At 58.4% G+C, this 25,824-nt stretch carries 17 protein-coding genes and 8 pseudogenes; 18 read left to right on the top strand and 7 right to left on the bottom strand.

The annotated features are described in order from the left end of the window. Positions 1-207 precede the first annotated feature (207 nt). Positions 208-1,368, top strand: coding sequence for a M24 family metallopeptidase (locus tag MESCI_RS28605; protein ID WP_013533430.1), 1,161 nt, complete (start codon positions 208-210; stop codon positions 1,366-1,368). A 169-nt stretch (positions 1,369-1,537) separates the two neighbouring features. On the opposite strand, the pseudogene MESCI_RS28600 reads toward MESCI_RS28605, so the two are convergent. Further along, positions 1,538-2,570: pseudogene (locus MESCI_RS28600) on the bottom strand (IS630 family transposase); the annotation flags it as partial. A 642-nt stretch (positions 2,571-3,212) separates the two neighbouring features. On the opposite strand from MESCI_RS28600, the gene MESCI_RS28595 reads away from it, so the two are divergent. The 13 genes and pseudogenes from MESCI_RS28595 to MESCI_RS28530 all read left to right on the top strand — a co-directional run bounded on the left by MESCI_RS28595 (position 3,213) and on the right by MESCI_RS28530 (position 17,889). After that, positions 3,213-4,211 (top strand): succinylglutamate desuccinylase/aspartoacylase family protein, encoded by a 999-nt coding sequence (locus MESCI_RS28595; protein ID WP_013533429.1) that lies wholly within the window; start codon positions 3,213-3,215, stop codon positions 4,209-4,211. A 291-nt stretch (positions 4,212-4,502) separates the two neighbouring features. Then, positions 4,503-5,663 carry an IS110 family RNA-guided transposase gene (locus MESCI_RS28590; RefSeq protein WP_013533428.1) on the top strand — a complete coding sequence of 387 codons (1,161 nt, stop codon included), beginning with the start codon at positions 4,503-4,505 and terminating at the stop codon, positions 5,661-5,663. A gap of 1,120 nt (positions 5,664-6,783) precedes the next feature. Further along, positions 6,784-7,056, top strand: a complete 273-nt coding sequence (locus MESCI_RS33345; protein WP_081285656.1) for a 3-keto-5-aminohexanoate cleavage protein — start codon at positions 6,784-6,786, stop codon at positions 7,054-7,056. 137 nt (positions 7,057-7,193) lie between these two features. Next, the gene (locus MESCI_RS33340) at positions 7,194-7,550 is read left to right on the top strand and encodes a 3-keto-5-aminohexanoate cleavage protein (RefSeq protein ID WP_081285657.1); all 357 of its coding nucleotides are present in this window, start codon (positions 7,194-7,196) and stop codon (positions 7,548-7,550) included. 456 nt (positions 7,551-8,006) lie between these two features. Beyond that, positions 8,007-9,140: a serine hydrolase domain-containing protein gene (locus MESCI_RS28570; RefSeq protein WP_013533426.1), complete on the top strand. Its 1,134-nt coding sequence runs from the start codon at positions 8,007-8,009 to the stop codon at positions 9,138-9,140. Between the two features lie 364 nt (positions 9,141-9,504). Next, complete coding sequence (locus MESCI_RS32850) at positions 9,505-9,819, top strand: hypothetical protein (protein ID WP_245262917.1); 315 nt, start codon at positions 9,505-9,507, stop codon at positions 9,817-9,819. A gap of 569 nt (positions 9,820-10,388) precedes the next feature. Further along, positions 10,389-10,561: pseudogene (locus MESCI_RS32845) on the top strand (ArdC-like ssDNA-binding domain-containing protein); the annotation flags it as partial. 208 nt (positions 10,562-10,769) lie between these two features. Then, positions 10,770-12,374, top strand: a complete 1,605-nt coding sequence (locus MESCI_RS28555; RefSeq protein WP_013533425.1) for an ABC transporter substrate-binding protein — start codon at positions 10,770-10,772, stop codon at positions 12,372-12,374. Then, positions 12,374-13,315 carry an ABC transporter permease gene (locus MESCI_RS28550; RefSeq protein ID WP_013533424.1) on the top strand — a complete coding sequence of 314 codons (942 nt, stop codon included), beginning with the start codon at positions 12,374-12,376 and terminating at the stop codon, positions 13,313-13,315. The genes MESCI_RS28555 and MESCI_RS28550 overlap by 1 nt, the downstream gene beginning before the upstream one ends. Before the next feature lies 1 nt (position 13,316). Next, positions 13,317-14,198 carry an ABC transporter permease gene (locus tag MESCI_RS28545; protein WP_013533423.1) on the top strand — a complete coding sequence of 294 codons (882 nt, stop codon included), beginning with the start codon at positions 13,317-13,319 and terminating at the stop codon, positions 14,196-14,198. Position 14,199: 1 nt separating this feature from the next. Next, a complete protein-coding gene (locus MESCI_RS28540; RefSeq protein WP_013533422.1) occupies positions 14,200-15,207 on the top strand; it encodes an ABC transporter ATP-binding protein in 1,008 nt (335 codons plus the stop codon). After that, positions 15,204-16,241: an ABC transporter ATP-binding protein gene (locus MESCI_RS28535; RefSeq protein WP_013533421.1), complete on the top strand. Its 1,038-nt coding sequence runs from the start codon at positions 15,204-15,206 to the stop codon at positions 16,239-16,241. Before MESCI_RS28540 ends, MESCI_RS28535 begins: the two co-directional genes overlap by 4 nt. 247 nt (positions 16,242-16,488) lie before the next feature. Beyond that, positions 16,489-17,889: a CapA family protein gene (locus tag MESCI_RS28530; RefSeq protein WP_013533420.1), complete on the top strand. Its 1,401-nt coding sequence runs from the start codon at positions 16,489-16,491 to the stop codon at positions 17,887-17,889. A 352-nt stretch (positions 17,890-18,241) separates the two neighbouring features. On the opposite strand, the pseudogene MESCI_RS32840 reads toward MESCI_RS28530, so the two are convergent. After that, a pseudogene (locus tag MESCI_RS32840) lies at positions 18,242-18,621 on the bottom strand (IS110 family RNA-guided transposase); the annotation flags it as partial. Between the two features lie 117 nt (positions 18,622-18,738). Continuing rightward, positions 18,739-19,013, bottom strand: a pseudogene (locus MESCI_RS33425) (IS110 family transposase); the annotation flags it as partial. 229 nt (positions 19,014-19,242) lie between these two features. On the opposite strand from MESCI_RS33425, the pseudogene MESCI_RS33330 reads away from it, so the two are divergent. Then, positions 19,243-19,409 (top strand): annotated as a pseudogene (locus MESCI_RS33330) (IS481 family transposase); the annotation flags it as partial. Between the two features lie 275 nt (positions 19,410-19,684). Continuing rightward, positions 19,685-20,917, top strand: a complete 1,233-nt coding sequence (locus MESCI_RS28515; RefSeq protein WP_015319220.1) for an ATP-grasp domain-containing protein — start codon at positions 19,685-19,687, stop codon at positions 20,915-20,917. 77 nt (positions 20,918-20,994) lie between these two features. Here MESCI_RS28515 and MESCI_RS32830 read toward each other — a convergent pair. Beyond that, positions 20,995-21,156 (bottom strand): annotated as a pseudogene (locus MESCI_RS32830) (tyrosine-type recombinase/integrase); the annotation flags it as partial. Positions 21,157-21,166: 10 nt separating this feature from the next. Next, positions 21,167-21,319 carry a hypothetical protein gene (locus tag MESCI_RS28505; RefSeq protein WP_155767324.1) on the bottom strand — a complete coding sequence of 51 codons (153 nt, stop codon included), beginning with the start codon at positions 21,317-21,319 and terminating at the stop codon, positions 21,167-21,169. Between the two features lie 718 nt (positions 21,320-22,037). On the opposite strand from MESCI_RS28505, the gene MESCI_RS28500 reads away from it, so the two are divergent. After that, positions 22,038-22,547: a GNAT family N-acetyltransferase gene (locus tag MESCI_RS28500; RefSeq protein WP_013533417.1), complete on the top strand. Its 510-nt coding sequence runs from the start codon at positions 22,038-22,040 to the stop codon at positions 22,545-22,547. 416 nt (positions 22,548-22,963) lie between these two features. Here MESCI_RS28500 and MESCI_RS28495 read toward each other — a convergent pair whose 3' ends face one another. Continuing rightward, on the bottom strand, positions 22,964-24,004 hold the full coding sequence (locus MESCI_RS28495) for an IS110 family RNA-guided transposase (RefSeq protein WP_013533416.1): 1,041 nt from the start codon (positions 24,002-24,004) through the stop codon (positions 22,964-22,966). Between the two features lie 101 nt (positions 24,005-24,105). On the opposite strand from MESCI_RS28495, the pseudogene MESCI_RS28490 reads away from it, so the two are divergent. Beyond that, positions 24,106-24,844 (top strand): annotated as a pseudogene (locus MESCI_RS28490) (DDE-type integrase/transposase/recombinase); the annotation flags it as partial. Here MESCI_RS28490 and MESCI_RS28485 read toward each other — a convergent pair. Next, positions 24,840-25,749, bottom strand: a pseudogene (locus tag MESCI_RS28485) (IS110 family RNA-guided transposase); the annotation flags it as partial. The pseudogenes MESCI_RS28490 and MESCI_RS28485 sit on opposite strands and share 5 nt — an antisense overlap. Between the last annotated feature and the right edge of the window lie 75 nt (positions 25,750-25,824).

Genomic DNA, 25,824 nt, shown 5'->3' with positions numbered 1-25,824 from the left:
TCAACCCGGCGCGATTCACATTCCACATTATGAAGCCATCGCGTGGCCAGATGACTACGATATGGAAAATGCATTTGACCCATGCCGACGGTGCAAGCAATCCTCACGATAGGACGACGGATGGTATCCGCGCGTGCGCATTGTCTGCGTGCTCCGGTTAGCCGATGGGCGCCTTTTAGACAACCAGTGAGCACTTGAGGTGATCTAATGACTAATACATCTTCAGCAGTTCCGTCGACGGGTCTTCCGTTCCCTAGGACCGAATACGAACGCCGTCTGCACAAAGTATTCGAGGCGATGGAACGAGCTAGCCTCGACGCTCTTTTGGTCACCGCCCATGGTAACCTCCAGTATCTTAGCGGATACGACGGGCGTGGTGCATACTTCATGCCGTTCCCATTGATTCTCATCCCGGGACAAATGCCTACCTTGGTCGTCAGAGAGTTTGACTTAGCAAGTGTCCGTGTAGGCAGCTGGGTAGATGAAATAGTTCCTTACAGGGAACAAACTGATTTCGCCCCAGTGTGCGCGGATGCCATTCGGAGACGTGGCTTGAAGGGTAGGGTCGGCCTTGAGCTTGGCTGCTGGAATCTTGCACCGGCGGACGTTTACGCGCTTCAAGCGAAACTTCCAGATATCGAATTCGTTGACGCGTCTCATCTGGTGGCGACGGTCGCAGCTGTCAAGACGGATATGGAACTTGAAATTATGCGTTCCGCAATGAAAATGACAGACATAGCTGTTCGAGTTTTCCATCAGTCCCTACGGGAAGGCATTTCGGAGGCCGAAGTGGCGGCGAATATTGATCGCGAAGTCGAGCAAGCCGGAGGCGAGGTAAGGGCGGCTTCCTCAACATTGGTCTTCGGCGAGCGGACGAAACTTCCACACGGCAGCCCCAAGCACAATGCGATCAGAAACAACGAGCCGGCCTTTATGGAACTTGGGGGATATCAAAGCGGTTACGCCTGCGGCGTCGTGCGAAGCGCCATTCTTGGTCGGCACGCCGAGACTGAAAGTCTGCACGACCTCTCGATTGAAGTTCTGGAGGCGGTGATTTCTGCGATCAGGCCTGGCGCGACAGCCGGCGAAGTTGATGCGGCCGGCAGAGAGGTACTCAAACGACATGGCCGTCCCGGGCTTCTTAACCACAGAGTCGGCTATCAAACTGGCATCAATTGGCTGGAGCGTGGTTACATCAGTCTTGAACCCGGCGCAGAAGACATTCTTGAGCCAAATATGACCTTGCATATGCCAATCATTTTATGTGGTGAAAGTGGTTACTTGTTTGGAACCAGTGAGCATGTTCTTGTTACAGATAACGGTACGGAAATACTAAGCAGCACACCTCACACGCTTTTTCATGCATAATTTGAGTGCGCGTTCCTGCACTCGATACCTCACAACGGCCAAACATGCGTGCGTTCATCCGGAATCGATCCGCCATGCGAAGATACCTGCCGATCCGGAGGAAGATGCGGTCTGCTCTGCAGTGCTAGTCATTTGAATCTAAAGTTCGCCACATAAGGTCTGCTCGGCCTTCCGGGTTCTCATTGTGGCGCTCGATGAAGGTGCAAATATCGGCATCGAGCTGGCTGGTTGAGGTATGCACGCCGCGTCGCAGCTGCTTTCGGGTCAGTTCAGCGAACCAGCGTTCGACCCTGATTGATCAAGGATGCCGAGGTAGGCGTGAAGTAGACATGGGAGTGAGGCCGGCGCGCCAGCCACGACCTGACCAGCGCGGTTTTGTGGGGGCATAAATTATCCATGATATGTGGACATCGAGATCGCGCGGCACGTTGGCGTCGATCTGCTTGAGGAAGTCCGGAAACTCGGTTGTCCAGTGCCGCTTGTAGCATTTGCCAATCACAACGCCGGACGCCACATCGAGCGCCGCGAACAGCGAGGTGGTGCCGTGTCGGACAGAGCTATGGGTCCGGCGCTCCGGCATGCCCGGCATCATCGACAGGACCGGTTGCTCCCGATCGAATGCCTGGATCTGGCTCTGTTCTCGTCGACGCTCAAAACCAGGGCCCTGTTGAGCGGTGACAGGTAGAGCCCGACCATGTCGCGAACACTTCGACAAACAGTAGATCGCTTGACAGCTTGAACGTCTCCGAGCGATGCGGCTGCAGCCCGAAGGCGGTCCATATCCGGCGGATCGTCGTATGGGAGAAGCCAGTCGCAGTGCCCATCGAGCGGATTGACCAATGGGTCGCATCATCAGGATTCGAGCGTAGCGGCCGCTCGATTACAGCTGCGATCTGATCATCGTAGATCGTCCGGGTCAGCCGGGGCGGGCCTCGTCCAGCAGCCCCTCGGCGCGATCTTTGAGGAAAACGTCGTCGCCATTTGCCGACCGTGTGTTCGTGCACGCCCAACTCGGCTGCACGACCTTGCTGGAGACACCGTCAGCGCATCGAAGAAATGATCCGGCACCGCTCCGCCATTGATCGCGCTACACGCCGACGCCGGACCTGCCGCTCCAGATACTCCCGCTCGACCGAGCTCAGAACCGAGGCGGCCGTAACCCGGCCAAAGCACTTGGCACTCAAACTCCTCGCTACACGCATCTGGTGTCAGCCATAATGGTTCCCTCCTAGACTGGTAAAGACGATTGCCAAATTGCCTGATCGCCGCTTCTGCTGACCATCCCGGCTTTGGACCACTTTCTGTCGCGCTTGCGAACGGAATGGGAGGAAGACGGTGAGGATCACACAGGTAGGGGTTAGGGCTTCAATAGCCGGTGCAGGGCGAATCGGGCGGCACAAAGCAGTCCTTGGAACGGGGCCGAATATGCTTGTCTCGGTGTCTGCGTCGGAACACATCCAGCCTCCAGCACGCTATGGTCATGCAGATTTGGACCGTCGACCAGGGCCGAATGGCCAGCCCTTTTCAAGCCCTAAACTGCATCTTTTTCGCGCGCTCAACCCTAGCAGAAGTACCGGTCTTTGTAGGCGGACACAGGGGCGATTCTCCTCCAAGTCACGGCCGCTCTGAGTTTTTATCTCAAAACGAGATAGTGCCGATCCGCAAACTGAATTTGACGTCGATCGCCGCGCCGGATCATAGTTCGGATACACGTTCTTCGCGATATCTCGCTGATAAACGCCGACCCCAATAGCCGCGAGGTACCATCCGTTAGTCGGGCCATCCTGTGCCACAACGTCATTTAGAAAGTCTCGTCTCGCAAACGACACCATGAAGGCTGAACAATGAGCGAAGCACCACACCTTACGTTCGACCTCGAAAAGCCCGGCGTGAGCAAAGGGGATCTTGTTGTGCCAAAGGGCGCCGATTGCGAAGCTCTTTCGCTCCCAGTATTCAGCCTCAACAAAGGCGAGGGGCCTCGGCTCCTGATCACCGGCGGATGTCACGGTAATGAACTCGAAGGGCCGATTGTTGCGCGACGGCTTATTGAGTGGCTGCCCGAAGCGCAAACCTGTGGACGGATCATCATCGTACCGGTGCTCAATCCACCGGCTGTGCAGGCGTTCACCCGCAATACACCGATTGACGGATTGAACCTCAATCGAGTGTTTCCGGGCCGTGCCGACGGGTCGGCAACCGAACGAATCGCGGACGCGGTTTCTCGGATATTGTTGCCTACCGCGGACACCATTTTTGATCTTCACAGCTACGGACCGGGCTGGGAATTTCCTCTGGTCAATACGACACATCCCGTAGCTGATCCCGGCCTCATGGCCAAGACGATTAGAATGGCAGAGGCGTTCAAATTACCCATGACGTTGATCTGGGAACACCCAGAAACGCCTGGAATGTTCGATACTTTGGCCCAAAATCAGGGCAAGGTATTCATTTGCCCCGAACTCGGTGGCGGCGAGGTTGGCGCCGAAGCTCTTGCAATATACGAAGCTGGAGTACGCAACGGACTCATCGCGCTTGGACTGGTCGAAGGAAAATCTGACTATCTGACGTTCCGTCGCCAGAACTCTGTCCAGGCACTTGAAACGCGGCGCTCGTCCGACGAGCTGTATTCGCCCGCGCGAGGCATCTTCGAACCTCGCTGCTCGATGTTGGACGAAGTTAAGCAGGGGGATCTAATCGGAGTACTATACCCGATGGACTCGTTAACGGCCGACACCATTGATGTCCTTGCGCCTGGCACATCCATCGTCTGTGGAATTCGATCCGGAAGTTATGTCGAGGTCGGCGAATTTATAGCGCTCCTCGGGCGGCCGTTAAATCGCTGAAATCCGCGAGCGCAGGAACGCGATCGCAGCCAACGATCCGGCGATCGCCGGCTTCACCGTCGCCTGGTGGCTCGACCGCTCGACGATCCCGACGGCACTAGCAGGCTGTTGAAAAAGGGCTCGCGACGGTCTCAGGTTCGTGATCCACTCTGACCACGAAGAGGTGGGAGTGAATCGTGCGGGGCGAAGACGAACTGACAGGCGAACTGTTCAGATCCTATGAGGAGGTGGATAGCGACCGGCGCGGTGGCAAAGTGAGGTCGCCAAAACATCTCACCTTGGAGGCTAAACTTGCCAGTCACTCGCCAACCGGAAAAACCGACCGCTATCCGCACCCATCTTGGCGCAATTTTCGTGTCGTTGGAATTGAGCCGCTCGAAATGGCTGATCACGTCGCTGTTGCCGGGTGGCGGAGAGAAGATGTCGAAGCACATGGTGACGGCGGGCGACGTCGCCGACCTGCTGGCGCGGTTCGCCGAGCTCAAGCGGAGGGCTGAGGCGCGAAGCGGGACATACCTTCCGATCATCGTGATCCAAGAAGCGGGACTCGACGGCTTCTGGATTCACCGGCTACTGGAGGCCGAAGGGATCGAAAGCTACGTCGTCGATCCGGCGTCGATTGCGACCTCGCGCAGGCGGCGGCGGGCAAAGACCGATAAGATCGACGGCGAGGCGCTGGTGCGCGCGCTGCTCGCCTACAAGCGGGGCGAGCCGCGCGTGTGTGCGATGCTGTGGGTTCCCACACCCAAGGAAGAGGATCGCCGCCGTATAGCACGCGAGCGCAAAGCATTAACGAATGAGCGCACACGCCATATCAATCGCCTCAAGGGGCTGCTGTTTGCACAAGGCATATCTGGCTACGAACCGTTGCGCCGCGACCGGCGCGAGCGGCTGGAGGAACTGAAGACCGGCGATGGTCGTCCGTTGCCTGTCCATCTGAAGCGACAGATTGGCCGCGAACTCGACCGGCTCGAGCTGCTGATCGACCAGATCAAGGCGGTCGAGGCCGAGCGCGACGCCATGCTTGCTGCTGAGCAGGCCGTCTCGCCCGCCCCGGCGATGCTACTTGCCCTGAAAGGCATCGGACCGGAGTTTACCGCCGTCTTGTGCTCGGAAGGTTTGTCCCGCCATTACGATAACCGGCGACAGCTTGCCGCCTATGCCGGCCTGGCGGCGACGCCCTGGAAGAGTGGGGCGATCGATCACGAGCAGGGGGTGTCGAAATCCGGCAATCCGAAGCTGCGAACGACGCTGGTCCAGATGGCCTGGCTATGGGTGCGCCATCAGCCGCGCTCGGCGCTCACCTTATGGTTCAAGGAGCGGGTGAAGCAGAACGACGGCCGGCTGAAGAAGACGATGATCGTCGCGCTCGCCCGCAAGCTGCTCGTGGCGCTGTGGAAATACGTCAATGTCGGCGTTGTCATCGAGGGAGCGATCATGACAGTTGCCTAATGCGCCACACCCATCGAATTCTGCCATCTTCCAGGACCTGATCAGTCCTGGCGGATCCAAGGTGGACGAACCGGCACGTAGCGTGGCTTCAAAAGTCGTTGTCTCAGAATGGTCTCGTCCTCTTGAGCCCTTGTCCGCCGCAAGCGGGATGTTGGTGCCGCTGTTTCGAACAGCGACCGTATATAAGCTGGATCTGGCTCGGAGTAACGAGCCGCGTCATGCAATCGGGCTCAGATCATGGGATCCGCACAACCGAACCGGGGAAGTTAAAAATGTTGCCCTGACACACCCGTTTGCCAAGTTCGAGACCGAGGCGCAACTTCATCCCAGAAAAACGAGCCGCCGCGTCTATTTAACCATGGCTTGCGGGGAGGACAGAATGAATGAATGGTGAATGAGTCGCCGTGCGGTCGTGCCAACGGACTGAGGTGCTGGAGCCGGATCTCCAACAGCTCGTGCTCGAAGGCGGTTCGGCACACTGTCTGACCATTCTGTTGAGAAGAGGTTTGTGATGCCTACTGCCGCAGCGGCTGTAAAGACCTTCAACAATGATTACCGCAGCCGCGTTGCCCAAGGTGCCATGGTCGGGGCGGCTATGTCTTCGATGCCGATGGCGAGCAATACATCGATGACTCCAATTGGGAGCCGCCGTTTACAACCGCAAAGCCGGGGATGTCATCAGATCGGTGTACGGAGGCCCGCAGAACGGACATACGTTCACCGGCCATACCACGGCTTGTGCCGCGGGCGTGGCTGTTCAGAGGATAATCGAGCGGGAGCGGCTTATTGAACCTGTCGCAGCCAACGGATCGAAGCTGATTTCCCTGCTGCGCGATGCGCTCGACAGGGTAGCGTCCGTAGCGATATTAGAGGGCGAGGTTACTTCGTCGGAATCGAGCTTGTCGCCCCTGCCACCAAGGCCTCCGTTCGACCCCGGGAGCCAGGCTTTCCTGAGACTGTGGCGACGGGCGCTGCAAAATGGCCTCATCTGCTATCCGTCAGGCGGGAACGTCGATGGAGTGGCAGGCGACACAATCATCATTTCCCCCAGGTATAACGCGACAGACGCGGAGTTAAGCGAAATCGCCGACAAGCTTGGCAAGTCGGTGCGAGAGGCCCGATGACATTGGAGCCGCCTGATGTCTCCACGCAAAGCCATCATTACTTGCGCCATCACAGCCCTATCTGCCCATCAGCGAGGACGACATTGTTTCGCAGGCGATCGCGGCGGCTGATGCCGGCGACGGTCATTCACCTTCACGTCCGTGACCCCGTGACGGGTCGCCCGAGCTCCGATGCGGAACGGTTTGAACGTGTGGTGGGACGCATTCGCGCCGGTTGCGACGCTCTGCCTAGCATCACGACCGGCGGCAGCGCGCCGGCTCCGACCTGAACTTTGTTCCCTCGATCTGGCACGATGAATTTTTCGCTGCACCCGATGGCATTGACGGAGCGAACCTGGACACACTCGTGGGAGAAGCCGTCCCTTGAGACCATGAAGAGCGGCTTCTTCGGAATACTTTTGCCGATATAGAGAGAATAATTGGTGAACTGGCAGACCAGTTCGGCACGCGCTTCGAGTTTGAAGCCTATGACGGCGGGCATCTCTACAACTTGGTGCATCTTCTGGACCGCGGCCTTGTCAAGGGCAGGACGTTTGTCCAGTTCGTGATAGGAATCCTTGGGGGTTCGGAGCGGATGCCGACAATCGTTCAGGCCGCATCGACATCACCGGTGTTCTTCCTCTCAATTCTCGCCGGACCATCGCCGATCCGCGGCTGGCGCCCTAGCCTGCCACTCCTGCCGCGCCCTGCTGATGTGGGGACGATCTTGCTCGCTGGCCAGCAGCGTTTTTTTGACATTCCTGATGAGCCAGCGCGAGATTGAGGCGGGGGAATCTGGACGCCTGCAGCAGCGGCCTGTTCAGCGGCAAGCTTCGGCATGGTGATGTCATCCTTCTCACAAGGCCAAGTAGGAACGCACAACGCGGGTCGAGCTTGGAATGGCTACCGCCCCCGCTGACCGGGGGCGAGCCTCTCGGTTCGATAGTTCCTCATAGGATCACGACGAATGAGACCGACTCCCCAAAATATGCCGCTGTCGCATGCCGTCAGCGACCAGCCTCGACACCCGCGATTCAGAGATGCCGGTGCTTTAGCGCCGGGATGCTGTGCTAAGAGCGACGAAATTCCGGCCCTCCGGCAATCTGAGTTTCATCTGAAAACCAGATGGCCGCAATACACAGACTGAATTTGACGTGAACCCCGCGGCATTTGAAAATCAACTGACCAATTAAAGAGCCGAATCGCAGACGGGAAGATGAGCGCTTTGGGAGTAAGACCTATGCAATCATCTATTGATAAGATCGTCGAGGGCAAGCTCAAGGAATTTTCAATTCCAGGTTCGGCAGTTGGACTCGTGCACGATGGCAGGCTTGTTTGGGCGAAGGGGTATGGATGGGCAGATGTGACACGCAGCGTTCCGATGACGCCCAAAACCATCATGAATATCGGCTCCGTGTCCAAGACTATTACGGCAACAGCCGTGATGCAGCTTTGGGAACACGGGTTAATTGACCTGGATGCGGATGTCAGTAGGTATCTTCCCTATCAGGTCGTCAATCCGAAACACCCATCGCTGGCCATCACAGCACGGCGGCTCCTGAATCATCGCTCGTCAATCCGGGACGGGAAGTCTTACTCAGACAGCTACGCCTGCGGCGATCCGACGGTTGCTCTTGGGGACTGGCTCGAGGCATACCTAACGCCAGGGGGGATCTATTTCGACGCCAACGACAATTTCCACGGGTGGGCGCCCGGCAAACTCGATCCGGATCACCCCGGCGGGTATTGCAATGTTGCTTATGGCCTGCTCGGCCACCTTGTCGAGTGCGTAGCTGGCGCGCGCTTCACCGATTATTGCGCCGACCACATCTTCACCCCCTTGGGCATGAACAGCACTGGCTGGTATGTGCGCGATGTTAATATTAACCGGCATGCAGTTCTCTATAGCAGGGGTACCAAAGAAAAGTGGGAGGGAGGCGGGCAAGCATTTTCCTCCCGATTTGCAGTTCCTGGCTTGACAATTGATGAGGTTGCGCCGGAGGGCCGCGTGGCGCTTTGCCTCTACAGTTACCCCACCTATATGGAGGGACTAGCGCGCACGAGCATTGAGGAACTGTCGCTCTTTCTCGCCACCTACGGAAACCGAGGCGGAAATCTGTTGCTGAAAGAGTCAACCATCGACGTGATGCTCTCTGAAGTCCACGATGGTCGCCCCCTCTGCTGGCACAAATTCATCCTTGAAAATGGTGATGTTATTTGGGGACACACTGGCGGCGATCCTGGTGTCAGGACGTTTATGGGCTTCCGTGAAAAGGACGGGACTGGCGCGATCCTCTACTTCAATGGAGACGACATTGGTGACAGCAGAGAGGTCCTTATCGAAAGCCTTTTCTGCAGTGCGAGCACCCTTTAACATCGCTTCCGCCGTGACCGTTGGGACGCACGCTATTTCACGAAAGCTATCAAGAACTACGTGTTGGTTTAATAGGGTATGCTGGTGCCCCGGCTTGAGCGCATCGCGCATCGATCCGGCGATTCTGATTCGCTGGTCGACCTTGCGATGTCGAACGTCGCGTCTGGCCGGTGGATCAGGAAGCTTTTGAGAAGTGCGATGCAGAGACTGCGCAATCATTTGCCACAGGGCCTTGACGACGCCCGCCAAAAAAGCTCAGGGCCTGCACCTGCCCTCCGATCCAATCCGGCAGCTTCTGGACTGAGCCTGAACGCAAGATTGGGCAGCAACACATTGAACTTGGTTTTTCAAGAAGCCTTGCGGAATGGTCAATGCGGACAACCTGGTCGCCGACGCGCTGGAAGCCGACTGGAACGCACGGCTGCGTGACCTGGACGCGCTCCAGCGCGAGCACGAGCGCCAGAACGAGGCCGACCGCTCGCTGCTGGACGAGCCAGCGCAGGAGCGCATCAAGGCGCTGGCCGCCGATTTCCCACGCATCTGGAATGACGAGCGCACCGGTGCCGTCGAACGCAAGCGCATGCTCGGCCTTCTCATGGAAGACGTGACGCTGCTCGTCGACGAGCAGGTCAACATCCATAGCCGCTGGCGCGGCGAGGGCATGCGAGCCTGTCGGTGACCAGACCGCGGCCAATGTCAGTGATACGCAAGACGCCGGCACAGTCGTGGCGATATTGAACGAGCTGCTAGAGACCGCCAACGACCAGCAGATCGCCGCCCGTCTCAATGAACTCGGGCATCGCAACTGGCGCGGCGAACTCTTCACGCTGAAGAAGGGTCATGCTCGTGCGCCGCACCTATGGATTGAAGACCCGGTAGGAACGGCTGCGGGAGAGCGGCATGCTGACTGGCGAGGACGTAGCCCAGCAGCTCGGCGTGTGCGCCTCGACCCTTCACCAACTCGGGCGAAAGGGCATTCTCAAGCGCCATCGATATGCCACCAACCATCGATTACCTCTTGAACCGCCGGGCCAATGTCAGACTCGAAAAAGGCGCCGGCAGTCGATATGGTGGTCGTCCGCCCAGATTAATTGCCGCTCAACAACTCCAAGAAGGTGCATCGTGATGCCTGCTCCTTGGTCGGTGGCTCGATGTCGTTCGTGGCGCAAGCGTGTTCAAAGGCATGGGCCCAGAAGCGCTCACCGTTTGCGATGGCCTCCTTGATCAATGGCACGGCTGAACCGCAGGGCGAAGGCGGCCTTCGACCTGCCGAAGAACGCCGCCACCAGCCGCACCTATTCCGGCATCAACATCCTGATCCTGTGTGCCGCGGTCATCGAGCGCGGTTACTCGGCTAGAACTGGCTGACCTTTCGGCAGGCGCTTTCCTTTGGCGGCAATGGCAGGACGGGCGAGCACGGAGGTCTTCAGCCGGGGAAAGGGCCCAGGATACCTCATATCCACAATCCAAACCGCTCTGAGTTATCTCAAAACCAGATGGCAACGATACGCAAACTGAATTTGACGGAGGTTGTGGCGCGACGGAACATAGATTGAATGAATGCTCCTCTCAGTATTCATCTAACCGATAAGCGTGATAACGGCGCGACCGGACAAAGGGGAATGAGCCATGGCAATCTCTCGACGTGAAATGATCAAAGCGGGTTTGGCCGCCGGAGCGGCTATATCGATTCCCTCAGTCCTGAGGGCACAAACAGCACCAACCGACGCGCGGACGGTCCGCATGGTGATGGGCGACCTCAGCACCTTCGATCCGATCGTTACGACGGCTACTATGACCGGCAATCATGGCCTTGCGATTTACGACATGCTGTTTTCGCTTGATTCCAAATTGATTCCACAACCGCAAATGGTGGGGAAGTGGGCCGTTTCCGATGACAAGAAAACTTATACGTTCGAGCTGCGGGATGGTCTGGGCTGGCATGATGGCACCCCCGTCACCGCGAAGGACTGTGTCGCCTCGATCTGTCGCTGGGGCGAGGTGCCTTCTGGCGGAAAGCTGATCGTGGAACGGGCCAGCGACATCTCGGCGCAGGACGATAAAACCTTGATCATCTCGCTCAGGGAACCGATGGGACTTCTTATTGAAATCCTAGCGGGAGCGGTCACGCCGGTCTTGTACATCATGCGCGAAAAGGACGCGAATCTCGCTGCCACAGAGCAGGTGACCGCGAACATCGGATCGGGGCCGTTCAAGTTTAACCATGCTCTTGCTAAGCCGGGCGCCAGCTTCACCTACGACCGCAATGAAAAGTATGTACCCCGCCACGAGCCGACAGACGGGTTCGCGGGCGGGAAGGTCGTCAACGTCGATCGCGTTATCTGGGAAAATATCACTGATCAGCAGACCGCCGTTGCGGCCTTGCAGTCGGGCGAGGTCGATTTTCACTTATTGCCACCCGCCGATCTTTACCCAGCGATTGAAAGCGACACTAACCTTGCACTGCAGGTTCTTAACAAGGCGGGCGATGTATATTTCATGCGCATGAACTGCCTGCAGAAGCCGTTCGACAACGTCAAGGCACGCCAAGCAATGCTTCACCTGATCGATCAGGAGGCATTTATGCGTACTTCGTTTCCCCCAGAATACACCCGCACCATCACTTCGTTTTTCGGAAACCAAACGCCCTATACCAACGACGAAAATACAGGGTGGTACAAGAAGGGCGGTGATCCGGAAAAAGCCAAGCAGCTCTTCAAGGAGGCGGGATATGCCGGCGAAAAAGTCGTCATCCTGCAGCGAACGGACTGGGCGGAGGCCGGCAATTGTGCGCAGCTCTTGGCGGTCACTCTGCGCAAGATTGGGGTCAACGCCGAGCTTGCCCCGGGCGATTCGGCCTCAAATGGCGCCCGCCGAAGGAACAAGGGCTCCGTTGAGAACGACGGCTGGAGCATTTTCATCACGTCCGAGTCCGATTATGAGCGCAGCACTACGCTCAGTAATCCCACTCTGACCGCGAATGGCGAGCAGGGTTGGTGGGGGTGGCCGCAGAGCGATGAATACGAGGCTCTTCGGGCAAAATGGGCGGATGTCGAAACACTCGAAGAGCGCCAGGCACTGGCGCGCGAGATGCAACGTATACAGTGGGACATCGCGGGCACCGTTCTACTGGGATCAGTTCTCTCGCCAATCGCGCGCCGCAAGACGCTCACTGGTCTCATCGAAATGCCGTCGCTCACAGCGATGTGGAATATGCAGAAGGTTCCGGCCTAGTGGCTGCCTACATCCTACGCAGATTCGTTTCGACCATCGCCGTCATGGCGATGGTCGGGATCTTCATATTCCTGCTTCTCAGGCTGGCTCGCGGCGACCCGGCGGCCATGATCGCCGGCAGAAATGCCGCTCCGCAGCTGATCGCCAGTATCCGAGAGCATCTGGGCCTGAACGACCCCATGCCGGTTCAGTTCATGCGTTGGGTGCGCGACATGCTCGGCGGTGATTTCGGCACCTCGATCTTTGCCGGGCGACCGGTCCTCGACCTGATCTCGCAGCGGCTTGAACCGACCCTTTCGTTGTCGATCCTGACGATGATCCTGTCCGTGTCCGTTGGGGTCTCCTTCGGCATTCTTGCCGCGTGGCGATCTGGCGGGCTGCTCGACCGTCTCCTCGCAGCCTTTTCGGCAGTTGGTTATTCCGTCCCGGTCTTTGTCATCGGCTATTTTCTCATATACTTCTTCGCCATCAGGACACACTGGCTGCCGGTCCAAGGATACATCCCTTTAAACCAGGGTCTCGGGCCTTGGTTTGTGCACCTGATCCTTCCCACCGTGGCCTTAGGGCTTGGCTACATTGCATTCATTGCCCGGGTTACACGGGCGAGCATGCTCGAGGTCCTGTCGGAAGACTATATGCGAACGGCCGCCGCCAAGGGCGCTTCGTCCTATGCCATGCTATTCCACCACGCCTTGAAGAATGCGGGTGTTCCGATCCTGACCGTTATCGGCATAAGCTTCGCTTATCTGATCGGCGGCGTCGTCCTCACGGAAACGGTGTTCAACATACCCGGTATCGGTCGTCTGGTCGTGGATGCAATCAACAACCGCGACTATCCGATCATACAGAGTGTGCTCATCCTGACTTCGGGTTTGTACGTCCTTATCAATCTCACAGTCGATCTGGCCTACACCTTGATCGATCCCCGGATCCGGTACTGATATGACCCTTCTTTCCGCACCGGTTGAGGCCGTGCCGATTGGTCGGCTGCAGCTATCCGATATTCCGCGTCTGGCTAGGCGGCACCCGCTGGTTCTGGTGGGCGGCAGTCTGTTGGTGCTCCTGATCGCTCTGGCGATTGCCGCCCCTCTTTACGCCGGCGATCCAGTGAACATGGATCCGTTCAAGCGCCTTCAGCCGCCGTACGCCGAGATGTGGTTCGGGAGCGACAATCTGGGCCGGGACGTGTTTGCGCGAACGATCTTCGGCGCCCGCATCTCTCTTGTGGTCGGGCTGCTGTCGGCGGCGTGTGCGGCTCTTGCGGGGCTTCTGATCGGAATCGTCGCAGGCTACAGCCGCAGCTTCGACAACGTGGTCATGCGGGTCATGGACGGCCTGATGTCGATCCCGACGATTCTGCTGGCGATCGCGCTCATTTCTCTGACCGGGCCCGGCATCGGCATCCTCATCGTCGCCATCGCGGTCCCAGAAACGCCAGCTGTCGCGCGGCTGGTTCGTTCGGTGGTTCTGGGTGTTCGCGAGCGTCCCTACGTGGAGGCCGCACTCTGCGGCGGGGCGCGCCTGCCCAAGGTGCTGTGGCGGCATATCCTGCCGAGTACCATTCCGGCGCTGATGGTCCAGGGCGCTACCGTCTGCGCCAGTGCGATCCTGACGGAGGCGGGGCTGAGTTTCCTCGGCGTGGGCGTGCCGCCCGAGATTCCGAGCTGGGGCAACATGATTGCCAGTTCGCGCCTGTATCTTGCCATCGCTCCAATGACGATCTTCGCCCCCGGTATCTGCCTTGCCGTGACGGTCCTTGCTGTCAACCTGCTCGGGGACGGTTTGCGCGACCTGTTCGATCCCCGCGCCAAGAAGAGGCGCTAACATGCAGATGCATCAAACTGCAGGGAACGACGTGCTTCTCGATGTCCGAGACCTAGAGACGCATTTTTACGGCGAAGAGAGCGTCACCCGTGCGCTCAGCGGCATCAGCTTTCAGGTCAAGAAAGGCGAGACACTTGGCGTCGTCGGTGAATCGGGATGCGGGAAGAGCGTCACCGCTCTCTCTATCCTTCGTCTGCTGCCGAAGCTGACCGCCAGGACTGTCGGCGGCGAGGCCCGCTTGCACGGACGCGATCTCCTTAAGCTGTCCCATCGGGAGATGCGAAAGATCCGCGGCAACCAGATCGCCATGATCTTCCAGGAGCCGATGACGAGCCTGAACCCCGTTTATACGGTCGGCCACCAGATTGCGGAAGCGGTGCAGATCCATACCAAGGTCTCGCGGACCGTGGCCATGGCAAAGGCCGAAGAGATGCTGCGTCTCGTCCGCATCGCGGATCCGGAACGGCGCGTCTGTAATTATCCCCACGAAATGTCGGGCGGCATGCGCCAGCGCGCCATGATCGCCATGGCTCTTGCCTGCTCGCCGGAATTGTTGATCGCCGACGAGCCGACGACCGCGCTTGACGTCACGATCCAGGCGCAGATCCTGCGGCTCATTGTCGATCTGAAAGCGCGCACGGGAACGGCCGTCATGTTCATCACGCATGACCTGGGCGTTGTAGCCGAGACATGCCAACGCGTGATCGTGATGTATGCCGGCCGGATCGTGGAACAAGCTAACGTGATAGATCTGTTTGCGCGTCCCGCACATCCCTACACCCAGGGCCTCATGCGATCGGTGCCAGATCCGCGGCGTGGCCGCCAGCGCCGCCTTCCGGAAATTCCCGGCATCGTCCCAAACTTGCGCGAGCCCAATGTCGGCTGCAGCTTTGCACCACGCTGCCCGTTCGCGATCGATATTTGCCGCGAGAAGACACCCATCCTGCGTGATGTCGGGCCGAGCCACGCCGCAGCTTGCTGGCGCGCCGAAGAGGTGATGGGCGCATGAATGGTCCTTTGCTTAAAGTCGAAAATCTGACCAAGCATTATCCGCTCGGTGCTGGAATATTCAAGAAAAGCATTCCGGTGATCCGGGCGGTGGAGGATGTATCCTTTTGCGTCGAGGCGGGCGAGACACTCTGCATCGTCGGTGAATCGGGCTGCGGAAAGTCGACTGTCGCGCGGCTCCTGATGCGGCTCGTGGAGCCGACGGGTGGGCGCGTGCTGATCGAGGGAACCGACATTGCTGGCCTCAAGAAGGACGCGCTTCGCGCCTGGCGCCGTCGCATGCAGATGGTCTTTCAGGATCCTCACTCGTCGCTGAACCCACGCCTTACCGCCGGACAGGTCATCACCGAGCCGGTCGAGAATTTTGAGTGCCTCAGCAGGAAGCAACGCCAGGCACTTGCCGCGGAGCTTCTGCGTAAGGTCGGAATGTCGCCCGAGATGATGCACAGGCTACCCTCCGAGCTGTCGGGCGGACAGCGCCAGCGGCTCGGCATTGCGCGCGCACTGTCACTCAAGCCTTCGCTCATCATCGCCGACGAAGCGGTGTCAGCCCTCGATGTCTCCGTGCAGGCGCAGATTCTGAACCTACTTCTGGATCTCCAGCAGCAGATGGGCATCGCCTTCGTCTTCATCTCGCATGACCTCGGCGTCGTGGAGCATATCGCGCATCGCGTTGCCGTCATGTATCTGGGGCGCATCGTGGAGCTCGCCCGGAGCGAGGCGCTCTTCGAGAATCCAGTCCATCCCTACACCGAGGCGTTGATCGCGGCAGCTCCGGTGCCGGATCCGACGCGGGTTCGGCTGGAGGTGCCGGTCGAGGGCGAGGTGCCGAGCCCCATCAACCCGCCGAGCGGGTGCGCCTTCCATCCGCGCTGCCCGCTCGCAGTCGAGCGTTGCCGTGCCGAGATACCGCCTTTGGTGCCGATGGCTGACGGGCGCCTCGTGGCCTGCCACGTGCGCGCTCCGGCCACAGGCCAGTCTGCTGCGGCGGCCAATTTCTCGGCTGCAACGGTTTCGGCGATTAGGAGCCCATAAAAATACAAGACAAATCTAACGCTCCCATGGTCGAGTCGTATTTGGTAGTCGATATTTCCGGCCCTCTCCATGAACGTGGGCGGCAGTATGGCCGCGAGGCGCGCTGGTCGCAAAGGGAGCATCGCAACCTCTCAGCTAAAGGAGCGCTTGTGGTGCGAGTGGCGCGGCGACGCTGGTAGAGCTGGGGGAACAGGAATGACAAAGGCGAATGGATTCGGTTATAAGCAATCAGCCTACTGAGGAAGATATGGAGAAAAAATTACACGACAACGGTTGTGATCCAGCCCGACGTGCTGATGGCTACGATACGGTCGGCTCGATCGAAACTAATGTTGCCGACGGCTTCACGATGGTCGCAGTCGGTGACCTCATCGTATCCCGGGCTCTGATGGAAGGCCGGCATCCCGGCATCCACGCCATTGCCGAAATCCTTCGCAATGGCGATGCCACTTTCGGCAACATGGAATCCGTCATCTTCGACATCCGATCGTTCAAGGGAAGCCCACAAGCCGAGCATGGTGGTGCGTACCACGTCAGCCTTCCAGAGGTCGGACCCGATCTAAAGGCGATGGGCTTCAACATTATGGGGCGCGCAAATAACCATACACTCGACTGGGGCCTCGAAGGTATGCGCGCAACCGGCCGGATCCTCGACGAGAGCGGAATCATTCATGCGGGTGCGGGTGAGAACCTTGCAGAAGCCAGCGCTGCCCGGTTTCTAGAGACGGCGCGGGGGCGGGTGGCGCTGGTGTCATTTACTACGTCTTTTACGCCGATGTCCCGGGCGTGCGATCCCGCCGGCGAGGCGCCGGGCAGGCCGGGACTCTATGCCCTTCGCTTGACTGAAAGCATCGTAGTGCCGCCGACGATGCTCGAAAGTTTACGGAACGTGAGTGATTCGCTACCCAATCCCAGTCCCGACCATAAGAACCCGAACCGGCTTAGTCTCGCTGGAGCGACGTTCAAATCTGGCGACAAGGCCGGTTATAGCTACGAACCCGACGCGGGCGATGTCGCTGATATCCTGCGAAACGTTCGCCGCGGCAAGCAGTTTTCTGATTTCTGCGTCGTCACCAACCATTGTCACGAGCCCGGAAACTGGAGCCAGGAACCGCCAGATTACGAGCAATCCTTTGCGCGTAAGACAATAGATGCAGGGGCGGATGCATATGTCGGACACGGGCCGCACCTATTGAGAGGCATCGAGATCTACAAAGGCCGACCAATCCTCTACAGCCTGGGGAATTTCTTCTACGACGACCTGCGGACGCCCGTAGGGGCTGACATGTTCGCCCTCTACGGCAAGAATCCACGAACCGACACCGATGCAGAGGTGACGGTCGACGAAGAGACAAAAGGATACCCCAGGGCAGGCGGCTTTGTGGGCGCGCTCGCCGCACCGATCTACTACGAGAGCATCATCACAGTCAGCCGATTTGAAAGAAATCATCTCGCTGAATTGCGGCTATATCCAATCGAGCTGGGCTATGCCCAGAGATTTGCCAATCGTGGCATCCCGAAGTTGGTTGCCAGGTCGCAAGCAAAGGCCATTCTGGAACGCCTACAGAAGCTCTCGGAGCCATTTGGAACTGAAATTGCATTTGAGAACGACGTTGGAGTGATAAAGCTGCCCGGCGCTTCACGATGAGGCGATGCGCACTGAATCGGTCGCGCAGCGAAATGCTGGCAAGGATATCACAAAGCGTCGCCGACGCGCTTCGGGTACATCTCGAACTCCATCCTCCCGACTGTATCCGATACCTTTCGCAGGCATACGCGCGCGAACAGAGTCAGGCGGCGAAAAACGCTATCGGGCAGATTCTGCTGAATTCCCGAAGCGGAACAAGCAAGTTTGCGAACTCACCTCATCCATCGTCCGCGAGGGCCAGCGTCCCACCGGCAAGTGGGAACTTATCGTCTAGCTTTCTTCCGGCTTTTAAAATTTCACGTTCATCAATTCCGCGATCCGGTTCGACCCTGCGGCCATCTTCGCGCCCCCGGCCAGACCCCTGGGACCGCATCAGACGGCGGCACGTCTCATCCTCCCGAGCGAGCGCGCGCAGCTTGCTTCGTGGATCGGAGCAGCGGCTCCTCGATCAGGTCAGGCAGGCCTTCGGCGAGCTTGCGGATGCGATCCTCGAAGCTTGCGGCACTGGCCTTGCCAAGCTTGAGCCCGAAATTGCGCAAGATCCCCCGGATGTCGTTCTCGATGGCAGTCGCCTTGTCCTGCAGCAGCTTGCGTGCCGACAGCAGTGCCCGACGTTCTGGCTGGTTAGTCTAGCGTCTTCACATGCATCGGGCGGAACAGGTTGACCCGCATCATCTGGGGAATGCCGCGGGCGTCAATGTGATCGGTTTTGTCCGGCTGGGCCTTTAGAAATGGTATGCCGGGTCTCGACAGATAACCGAGCGCAGCATCTCAACCAAGCGTCGTCACCAAAGATCAAAAGATCAGGCTCCGCGCCGAATTCACATCTGGAAATTGAGGGCTGGGGTGCACCAGATCAGCCCGAAGAAGGTGCGCCAGCACAGTCGCGTCGATCGTGTCCGTCTTGATCTTGGCGTCGGCGATCGCCTTCACCTTCAAGGGGTACGCCAACACAACGCAGATGTGGTGGAGCCAGTCGTACATCGCCATCCCAGTTGCGCGTGGCTTCCAGAACGGCATGAGAGTTCTCACAATATCGTTCTAGAAACGAGCCGAGAGGGTGACGGTCGTTCTTCACCCGGTCCGGACCGCAGCATCTTGCCAGGTGAATCCTGCACGACCAGTTGGCCGTAGCTTTTGTGATATCGAACCCGATAGGGTCGCTTTGCTTTCCGTCCTCGAGTTCTTCAAAACCCAGGAACGATAAGCCAATCGGCACAGGGCGTGACAGTCCCGCGATCATCTGGTTGTTGAGCAATCCGGTTCTTCCAGTAGGCGACACCTCTTTCATGCCTCCGATGCTGGTGCCGTAGCCAACCGGCATGGGCTTCTGAATTCCTCAGCAAAGGATACGCCATGAAGATACGCGAGTTGCTGGTGCGCAAGCTCGCCGGCGAGGTGCGTATCCCGGCCAAGAGCACCGTTCAAGTCGTGCTCGATCGTCATGTGTGAGCCAGGCCCGCAAGAGGAACCCGGCGAACAAGGCCGTGGGCACCCAGCTGCCAGAGGGGACGCAGCCAACGATCTATGGGGCGCCGTTAAAGCAGCGGCAAAGCCCCCCAGAATTTATCCAGCAGTTCCCTGAGTTGACCCTGACCAGCAGCTCGCCACTTTCTTCACGTGCGAATCCAACTCTTGCAACAGATCCTTCGAATAAAATTTACAGGATCTTTGCGACCGCAAATCGCTGACGATGATACGCTCACGGCAAGGTCTGAGTCAGGCACGGCTGAAAAAGTAGATGACGATTCAAACTCGTACCGCCACACAGGACGCAATGTCGGGGTTAAAGCCAATGGCAAAAAGAGCACTCATTATGGTTGGAGCGTCAATGGGTAATGGTCCGCTATACATCCAAGCGGCCCAGCGTCTTGGTCTTCATCCAATTACCCTGACGGCGGATCCAACTCAATACGACTATCTTGCGGCGAAGGGGATCGAGGCAATCCGTATCGATACAGACAATCTCAATGCGCTGATCCACGAATGTTCGCGGCTGCGTGCGACCTATGACATTGCCGGCATTACCGGGTTTGCGGGCCTCGATGAGTCGATTCCTGCGACAGTTGGCAAGCTCTGCCGACATTTCGGTCTACCGGGACCGAACCCCGCATCCGTTGAACGGTGCTGCGACAAATTCACTCAACGTCAGCTCCTCGATGATGCCGACGTTCCAATACCCGCTTATCGCTTAGCAGCGAATGCGACGGATGCAGAACGGGCTGCCGCAGAGATTGGCCTGCCGGTTGTTCTGAAGCCAGCCGTAGGCATCAGAAGCATCGGTGTCCGATTGTGCCGCAATATCGATGAGTTGGCCGAACATACGACCTATCTGTTGGGCGGGAAGCATATATGGCGGTCTTCGCCAAGGATAGTGGTCGAAGAGTTCGTACAAGGCCCCCTTTATGTCGCTAATTTAATGGGAACTGAGGTCATTGGAATTAGCGCCTACGAGTTCGGCCCGCCACCGTATTTCGTCGTTCGTGAGTGCACCTGTCCGGCCCCGCTGATTGATGATGAGCATCAACGTATCGGCGATGTTTCGCTGAGCTGTCTGCGAGCTCTCGGCCTTGGCTGGGGGCCATCGAATATTGAATTCCGCTGGACGAAGGGTGGCCCAGTCGTCATTGAGGTTAATCCGCGTCTTGGTGTTGGGGAACCTGAACGGGTCCGACTGGCTTACGGTGTCGATCTCGTCACCGAGCACATCAAGCTTGTCATCGGCGAGGAATGGGATTTGCGCAAAAGGCATTCGCAGACTGTGGCTTCGCGGTGCTTAGTTCCTGATCGCGATGGCATTCTCGATTGGATCGAAGGCGGCAGCCGGGCGGCCGCCGTACCAGGTGTCGTCGAGGTCAAATTTATTGTTGAACCCAAGACGCCGATCGTCAGGAAAGGCGATAATGGAGACTACATCGGGCATGTCATCGCCGCTTCACCCAGCCGTGCTCAGACCGCGGCGATACTTCAGCGTGCCGTAGACTTAATCGCTTGGTCGATCACACCATTTCCGACCCTTGGCGAATAGGAAGGATATGCGGTCTCCTTGCCGCCTCCGCACCAGCGCAGGTAGTCCCAGCTTGTCGCCGCGTCCGGGAAACAATTCAGGCTTACCACCTCCGATGCGCGCAGGCCGGCGGCATAGGCGGTGGTCAACGCGGTGCGTGCCTTCAGTGGTGGCAGCGCCCCGAGAAAGCGCACCACCTAGTCTGGGCTCAATATTGTTGGCAGCTTGCGCGGCGTAGGAATCCGCTCGGGAGTCTCCACCCATCAAGCGTCACGAAGCCGCAGGGCTGGCTGTTTCCGGGCCAATGCCGCCATCTTCGAGCGCTGCGTCGAAACTCGCTCCCGACTGTCGCCCGTCGACGTCGTCATTCTCGACAATCTCGGCTTCTAAAAGAACGAGGGCGCCGCTCAACTGGTTCGCCAATGGGGCGCCTGGCTCCTGTTCCTGCCGCCATAATCGCCCGATCTCAACCCATCGAGCTGGCCTACTCAAAACTCAAGGCGCGCTGCGAAAGAAGGCGGCCAGAACTTTCGACGCTCTCTGCGAAGCTCTCGGCGACGATATCTGCCATCTGTTCGAGCCAAGTGGATGCAGAAACTTCTTCAAGGCTGCCGGATATGAGGCCAATTAATTACGACAGACTTAACCCAAGCTGTGTCCTGATCGGCCGGTCACAATATAGGACACGGCCGAACGAGACCTGCATGAGGATCAGCGTGGGCAAATCCACGAAGAGCAAGCGGAATTCACTGGGCAGTCGACACGCTCTGCGTCGTCATTTCCGACAATGTCAGACATACAACGTAGCAGCATTGGAGCTATGCCGTTATTTTTCAAATAGATTTCTGGTTGGCACGGCACATGTATTCGGTATTCGCAGAACGTCACGGGCCAAGGAGAAGACTTTGTCTCAAACCAATTTGCAAGTCTATTCGGAACGAGTGCTCTCGTTTTTAACCGCCGACGCTATCGGGGATGCGCAATCGAATACCGGCGAACGCGTGGTCAGAGATCGATAGAGGCTTACGGCCCCATCTTGCGCTACTTCGAAGGTACGCACCTCATTCGCAGCTACGCGCCCTTACCCGCCTTGACTTGGGCTGTCTTTGCTGGCGCATCTCTCCAATGGATGGAATTTCACATGAATCTGGAAACAGAACGTTTATTCATGCGCCCAGTTCGTACTTGGGACGCCGAGGCCCTGCATTGTCTGCACTGTGATCCGCTGGTATTCAAATTCATGGAGGGAATTCCGCCAACCCGGGAAATGTCTGATGCTTGGCTGTCCCTCTATCTTCATGACTGGGAGACCCACGGGTACGGATTCTGGATGGTCTATGAACGAAAGGCTAATGGCGATTTGCGCTTTGTAGGCAAGTCCGGGCTGCGCCGCTTCGGTGAAAACGACATTCAAACCGCATGCTTCCTGTTCGGAGCCCGGTGCGGTCAGGGGATTGGGCCGGAAAGCCTTCAGCCGGTGATCGAATTCGCCTTCGCAACCCAATCTATCGATCGGTTGGTCTCTCTCGTACGCTCCACGAATATACGAGCGCTCAAAACGAGAACCCCAATGGGCTATTCCTACCTTGGGCCGGTTGTATTTGATGGAAAGAAATATCAATTCTTTGAATTGCGCCGTCCGCGAAAGTGAAGCTCAGCAAACTGCTGCGCTTCGGGCTCAAGTGTCTCAGTGTCAGGCCGACGAACCGAATGCTGTCAACGGGACGGCGGAGCCGCCGGCTCCCGCCGTGGTGAGCTGGATGTGTTATCTCTAGGTGTTTGATCCCAGGCTTTGATGGTTCATCATTGTCGTCCGGATCAAAGGATGCGCTATGGGCCAGATTCTGCATGGGAGCGCCACAACGACAGAGGCGATCCGTCGAGCGATACAGCATAGTCATGTCTGGACGGCGCCCGCCGATCAAGGGTTTATTTTCGGCGATGGGGTGGTCGCGGGTGCGGTCATGTCTCCGGCCTGTTGCTGCGGTTTAATGACCGCACCCGCGACCACCCCATCACGTCATTGTCACCCTCGATTCCGGATGGCGGCCTTAGCCGATGCTCCTGTTACGCCGGCGTGCCGACATAATGTGTCTCGTCGCGCATGAGTGCGAAGGCAATACGGGCGAGTTTGTTGGCGGTCGCTACGGCGACAAGCCTGAAGGGCTTGGTCTCCATCAGGCGATCCGCCCAGTTTCTCAACACATCGCCGGAACGCTTGCGATGGAACAGAACAGCATGAGCCCCCACCACGAGCAGCTTTCGCAGATATCGGTTTCCCATCTTGGATACACGCCCCAGCCGTTCCTTTCCGCCTGAGGAGTTTTGCCTTGGTGTGAGCCCAAGGAAGGCGGCGAATTCGCGCGGGCCTGAGAAAGCCGAGATATCCTGGACGCTCGCCGCAAGCGCGGAGGCAGTAACAGGGCCGATGCCGGGAACGGTCATCAGGCGGCGTGCCGTTTCATCGGTCTTGGCGAGGGCCAGAATGGCCTGATCGCTCTGCCTGATCTCGGCATCGAGTTCGCTCAGTTGGCGCACCAACGGCAATAGTGCCGAACGCACCGTCGCCGGGATCATGTCGTTGCCCTCGATGACGAGGATAGCCAAGGCACGCGCATTGTTCGGTCCCTGGGCGGCGATGATCCCGATTTCGGCCAGATGGCTGCGAAGGGCATTGAGCAGCTGAGTGCGCTGGGCCACCAGAAGTTCGCGGACCTTGTGATGCATGAGCGCCGCCTGGTTCTCGACCGATCGCACCGGCACAAAATGCATTGACGGGCGCGTCACCGCCTCGCAGATCGCTGCTGCATCAGCAGCGTCGTTCTTCTGACGACGCACGTAAGCCTTCACATAGGCTGGCGGCATCAGCCGCACGTCATGGCCGAACTTCATGAGTTCGCGAGCCCAGTGATGGGCCGACCCACACGTTTCCAAGCCAATGAGGCAGCATGGCAGGCATTCGAAGAATGCCAGAACATCCTTCCGCCGCAGCGCGCGGGTCGTGACGACACGGCCGGCGGCGTCGATCGCGTGAACCTGGAATACGTGCTTGGCCAGATCGAGGCAAACGGTAACGACAGCGCTGAGATCGGTGTTAATATTGCCCATGGACGGTGCTCCTTCCAGATGAGTGCTCGACAGCAGCCATCTTGGCACGCCTCTCACGAGGATGATGCCGTTGCGGGCGCCGTCCATCCCATCAAGCGAGCCTGAGGAAGCTTTCGAAGCGCTACGGCATCAATCCTAAGACGGTCGCTAAGTGGAAGAAGCGGAGTTCGACCGCCGATCACCGGCCCCAGGGAGCCGAGATCGACGATTCTGTCTGTCGAGGAAGAGGCTGTCGTTGTGGCCTTCCGCCGGCACACGCTGCTGCCGCTCGATGATTGCCTCTACGCATTGCAGCCGACAATCCCGCATCTGACACGTTCTTCATTGCACCGCTGTCTGCAGCGCCACGGCATCGGCCGATTGCCGGATGTCGAAGGCGACAGGCCGGCGAAGAAGAAGTCCAAGGCCTATCCGATCGGCTTCTTCCACGTTGATATCGCGGAGGTCCGAACCGAGCAGGGCAAGCTACACATGTTCGTCGCCATCGACCGGACCTCGAAATTTGCCTTCGTCGAACTGCACGAGAAGGCTCCGACAGCCATTTCCAAAGAGTTTCTGCTCCGCCTGATCGCCGCCGTCCCTTACAAGATCCTGCTCACCGACAACGGCATACAGTTCACCACGCCAGGAGCTGGCGGTTCGGCCGTTCCACTGATCAAGGAAGCGATCGCAAATGGCGAGATATTCCGGGCTCATGCCTTCGAACTCGCCTGCGCCAGGAACGATATCGAACATCGAACCACAAAGCCAAAGCATCCTTGGACCAACGGCCAGGTCGAGCGCATGAACCGCACCATCAAGGACGCTACGGTCAAGCGTTTCCACTACGACGATCACGACTAACTGCGTTCCTCTCCCGGAGTTTTAGACCCCATGTTCGCAGGCTGCTGTCGGCGCAGCTGCGGGTTAGGATGACGTCGCAGCTTCGTAGAGAAGCCCTCGCAAATGATGATCGCCCCGCCGGGATATGTGGCCATCATAGTCGACCTCTCCCGATTGGTATCGTCGGGTCGTCAGTCCAAGCCAGGCGCCGACGAGGCGAGATTTCTTGAAGTTGTCCGGCTCCTCAATGCGGTCACGAACGAAGTCGCGGTGATTGCGCCGACACCGGCGATCGACACGAGTATTTGACACGCTCGGCCTTGACGCGCACCAGCGACAAGCTGACGCCCGAGTTCCGCGGCCCGAACGCGCATGTTGCGCCAGGCTTCCAGCCTCGGCAGCACGATAGGAGGCCGTCCTGGTCGACAAGGAGATTGCGGACTTTCCTCTCGAAGGTGCTTCCTTTGCCGGCGGGAACAAGCAGTCCGAATGTCTTCATGAGCCCTCGGATCTGGTTTGAGAGTTCGGTCGTGATCCTGACCAGCCTGGTGCGTGCCGCAACGAGCGCGCGCGTCAGCATGCTGTCGAAGCCTTTCACTCGCACTCACGAAAGAACCCTACTTCTGCAAGATGCGCCAAACCGTCGGCATCGTTCGCGTCGGTTTTGTTCGCGGCCATGTCGAGCGCTGCTTTGGCATGACGAGCATCGATGCAGATCGCCTGCAAACCCTCTGCGCGCAGCGCATGATAGAACCACACCGATAGAACACGACGCGCTTTGCGGCCGGCGCCCGCTTGCGGACAAGCTCGGCAATGACCTTTGGATCAGAGGCGCACCTCCCACGCCAGACGCGCTTGCCTTCACGTCGAATGGAAACCGCTGTCTCTTTCATCGAAACATCGAGGCCGATATAGTCTTCCATGGCTGTTCTCCCTGAGATGCCTGGGCCCGGTGCGAATCGTGAGCCCGTATTCCATCCTGTCGGGGAACAGCCACC

The sequence above is a fragment of the Mesorhizobium ciceri biovar biserrulae WSM1271 genome, from assembly GCF_000185905.1.
In the GTDB taxonomy this organism is placed as follows: Bacteria; Pseudomonadota; Alphaproteobacteria; order Rhizobiales; family Rhizobiaceae; genus Mesorhizobium; species Mesorhizobium ciceri.
The sequence above is the reverse complement of the archived record's forward strand: the minus strand, read 5'-3'. Positions and strand labels throughout refer to the sequence as shown.

What these genes read in the sequence shown, in the direction of transcription:
- MESCI_RS28605 (WP_013533430.1), top strand. Translation starts at nt 208, where the DNA reads ATGACTAATACATCTTCAGCAGTTCCGTCGACGGGTCTTCCGTTCCCT.
- MESCI_RS28595 (WP_013533429.1), top strand. Translation starts at nt 3,213, where the DNA reads ATGAGCGAAGCACCACACCTTACGTTCGACCTCGAAAAGCCCGGCGTG.
- MESCI_RS33345 (WP_081285656.1), top strand. Translation starts at nt 6,784, where the DNA reads ATGACATTGGAGCCGCCTGATGTCTCCACGCAAAGCCATCATTACTTG.
- MESCI_RS28570 (WP_013533426.1), top strand. Translation starts at nt 8,007, where the DNA reads ATGCAATCATCTATTGATAAGATCGTCGAGGGCAAGCTCAAGGAATTT.
- MESCI_RS32850 (WP_245262917.1), top strand. Translation starts at nt 9,505, where the DNA reads ATGGTCAATGCGGACAACCTGGTCGCCGACGCGCTGGAAGCCGACTGG.
- MESCI_RS28555 (WP_013533425.1), top strand. Translation starts at nt 10,770, where the DNA reads ATGGCAATCTCTCGACGTGAAATGATCAAAGCGGGTTTGGCCGCCGGA.
- MESCI_RS28545 (WP_013533423.1), top strand. Translation starts at nt 13,317, where the DNA reads ATGACCCTTCTTTCCGCACCGGTTGAGGCCGTGCCGATTGGTCGGCTG.
- MESCI_RS28540 (WP_013533422.1), top strand. Translation starts at nt 14,200, where the DNA reads ATGCAGATGCATCAAACTGCAGGGAACGACGTGCTTCTCGATGTCCGA.
- MESCI_RS28535 (WP_013533421.1), top strand. Translation starts at nt 15,204, where the DNA reads ATGAATGGTCCTTTGCTTAAAGTCGAAAATCTGACCAAGCATTATCCG.
- MESCI_RS28530 (WP_013533420.1), top strand. Translation starts at nt 16,489, where the DNA reads ATGGAGAAAAAATTACACGACAACGGTTGTGATCCAGCCCGACGTGCT.
- MESCI_RS28515 (WP_015319220.1), top strand. Translation starts at nt 19,685, where the DNA reads ATGGCAAAAAGAGCACTCATTATGGTTGGAGCGTCAATGGGTAATGGT.
- MESCI_RS28500 (WP_013533417.1), top strand. Translation starts at nt 22,038, where the DNA reads ATGAATCTGGAAACAGAACGTTTATTCATGCGCCCAGTTCGTACTTGG.
- MESCI_RS28495 (WP_013533416.1), bottom strand. Translation starts at nt 24,004, where the DNA reads ATGGGCAATATTAACACCGATCTCAGCGCTGTCGTTACCGTTTGCCTC.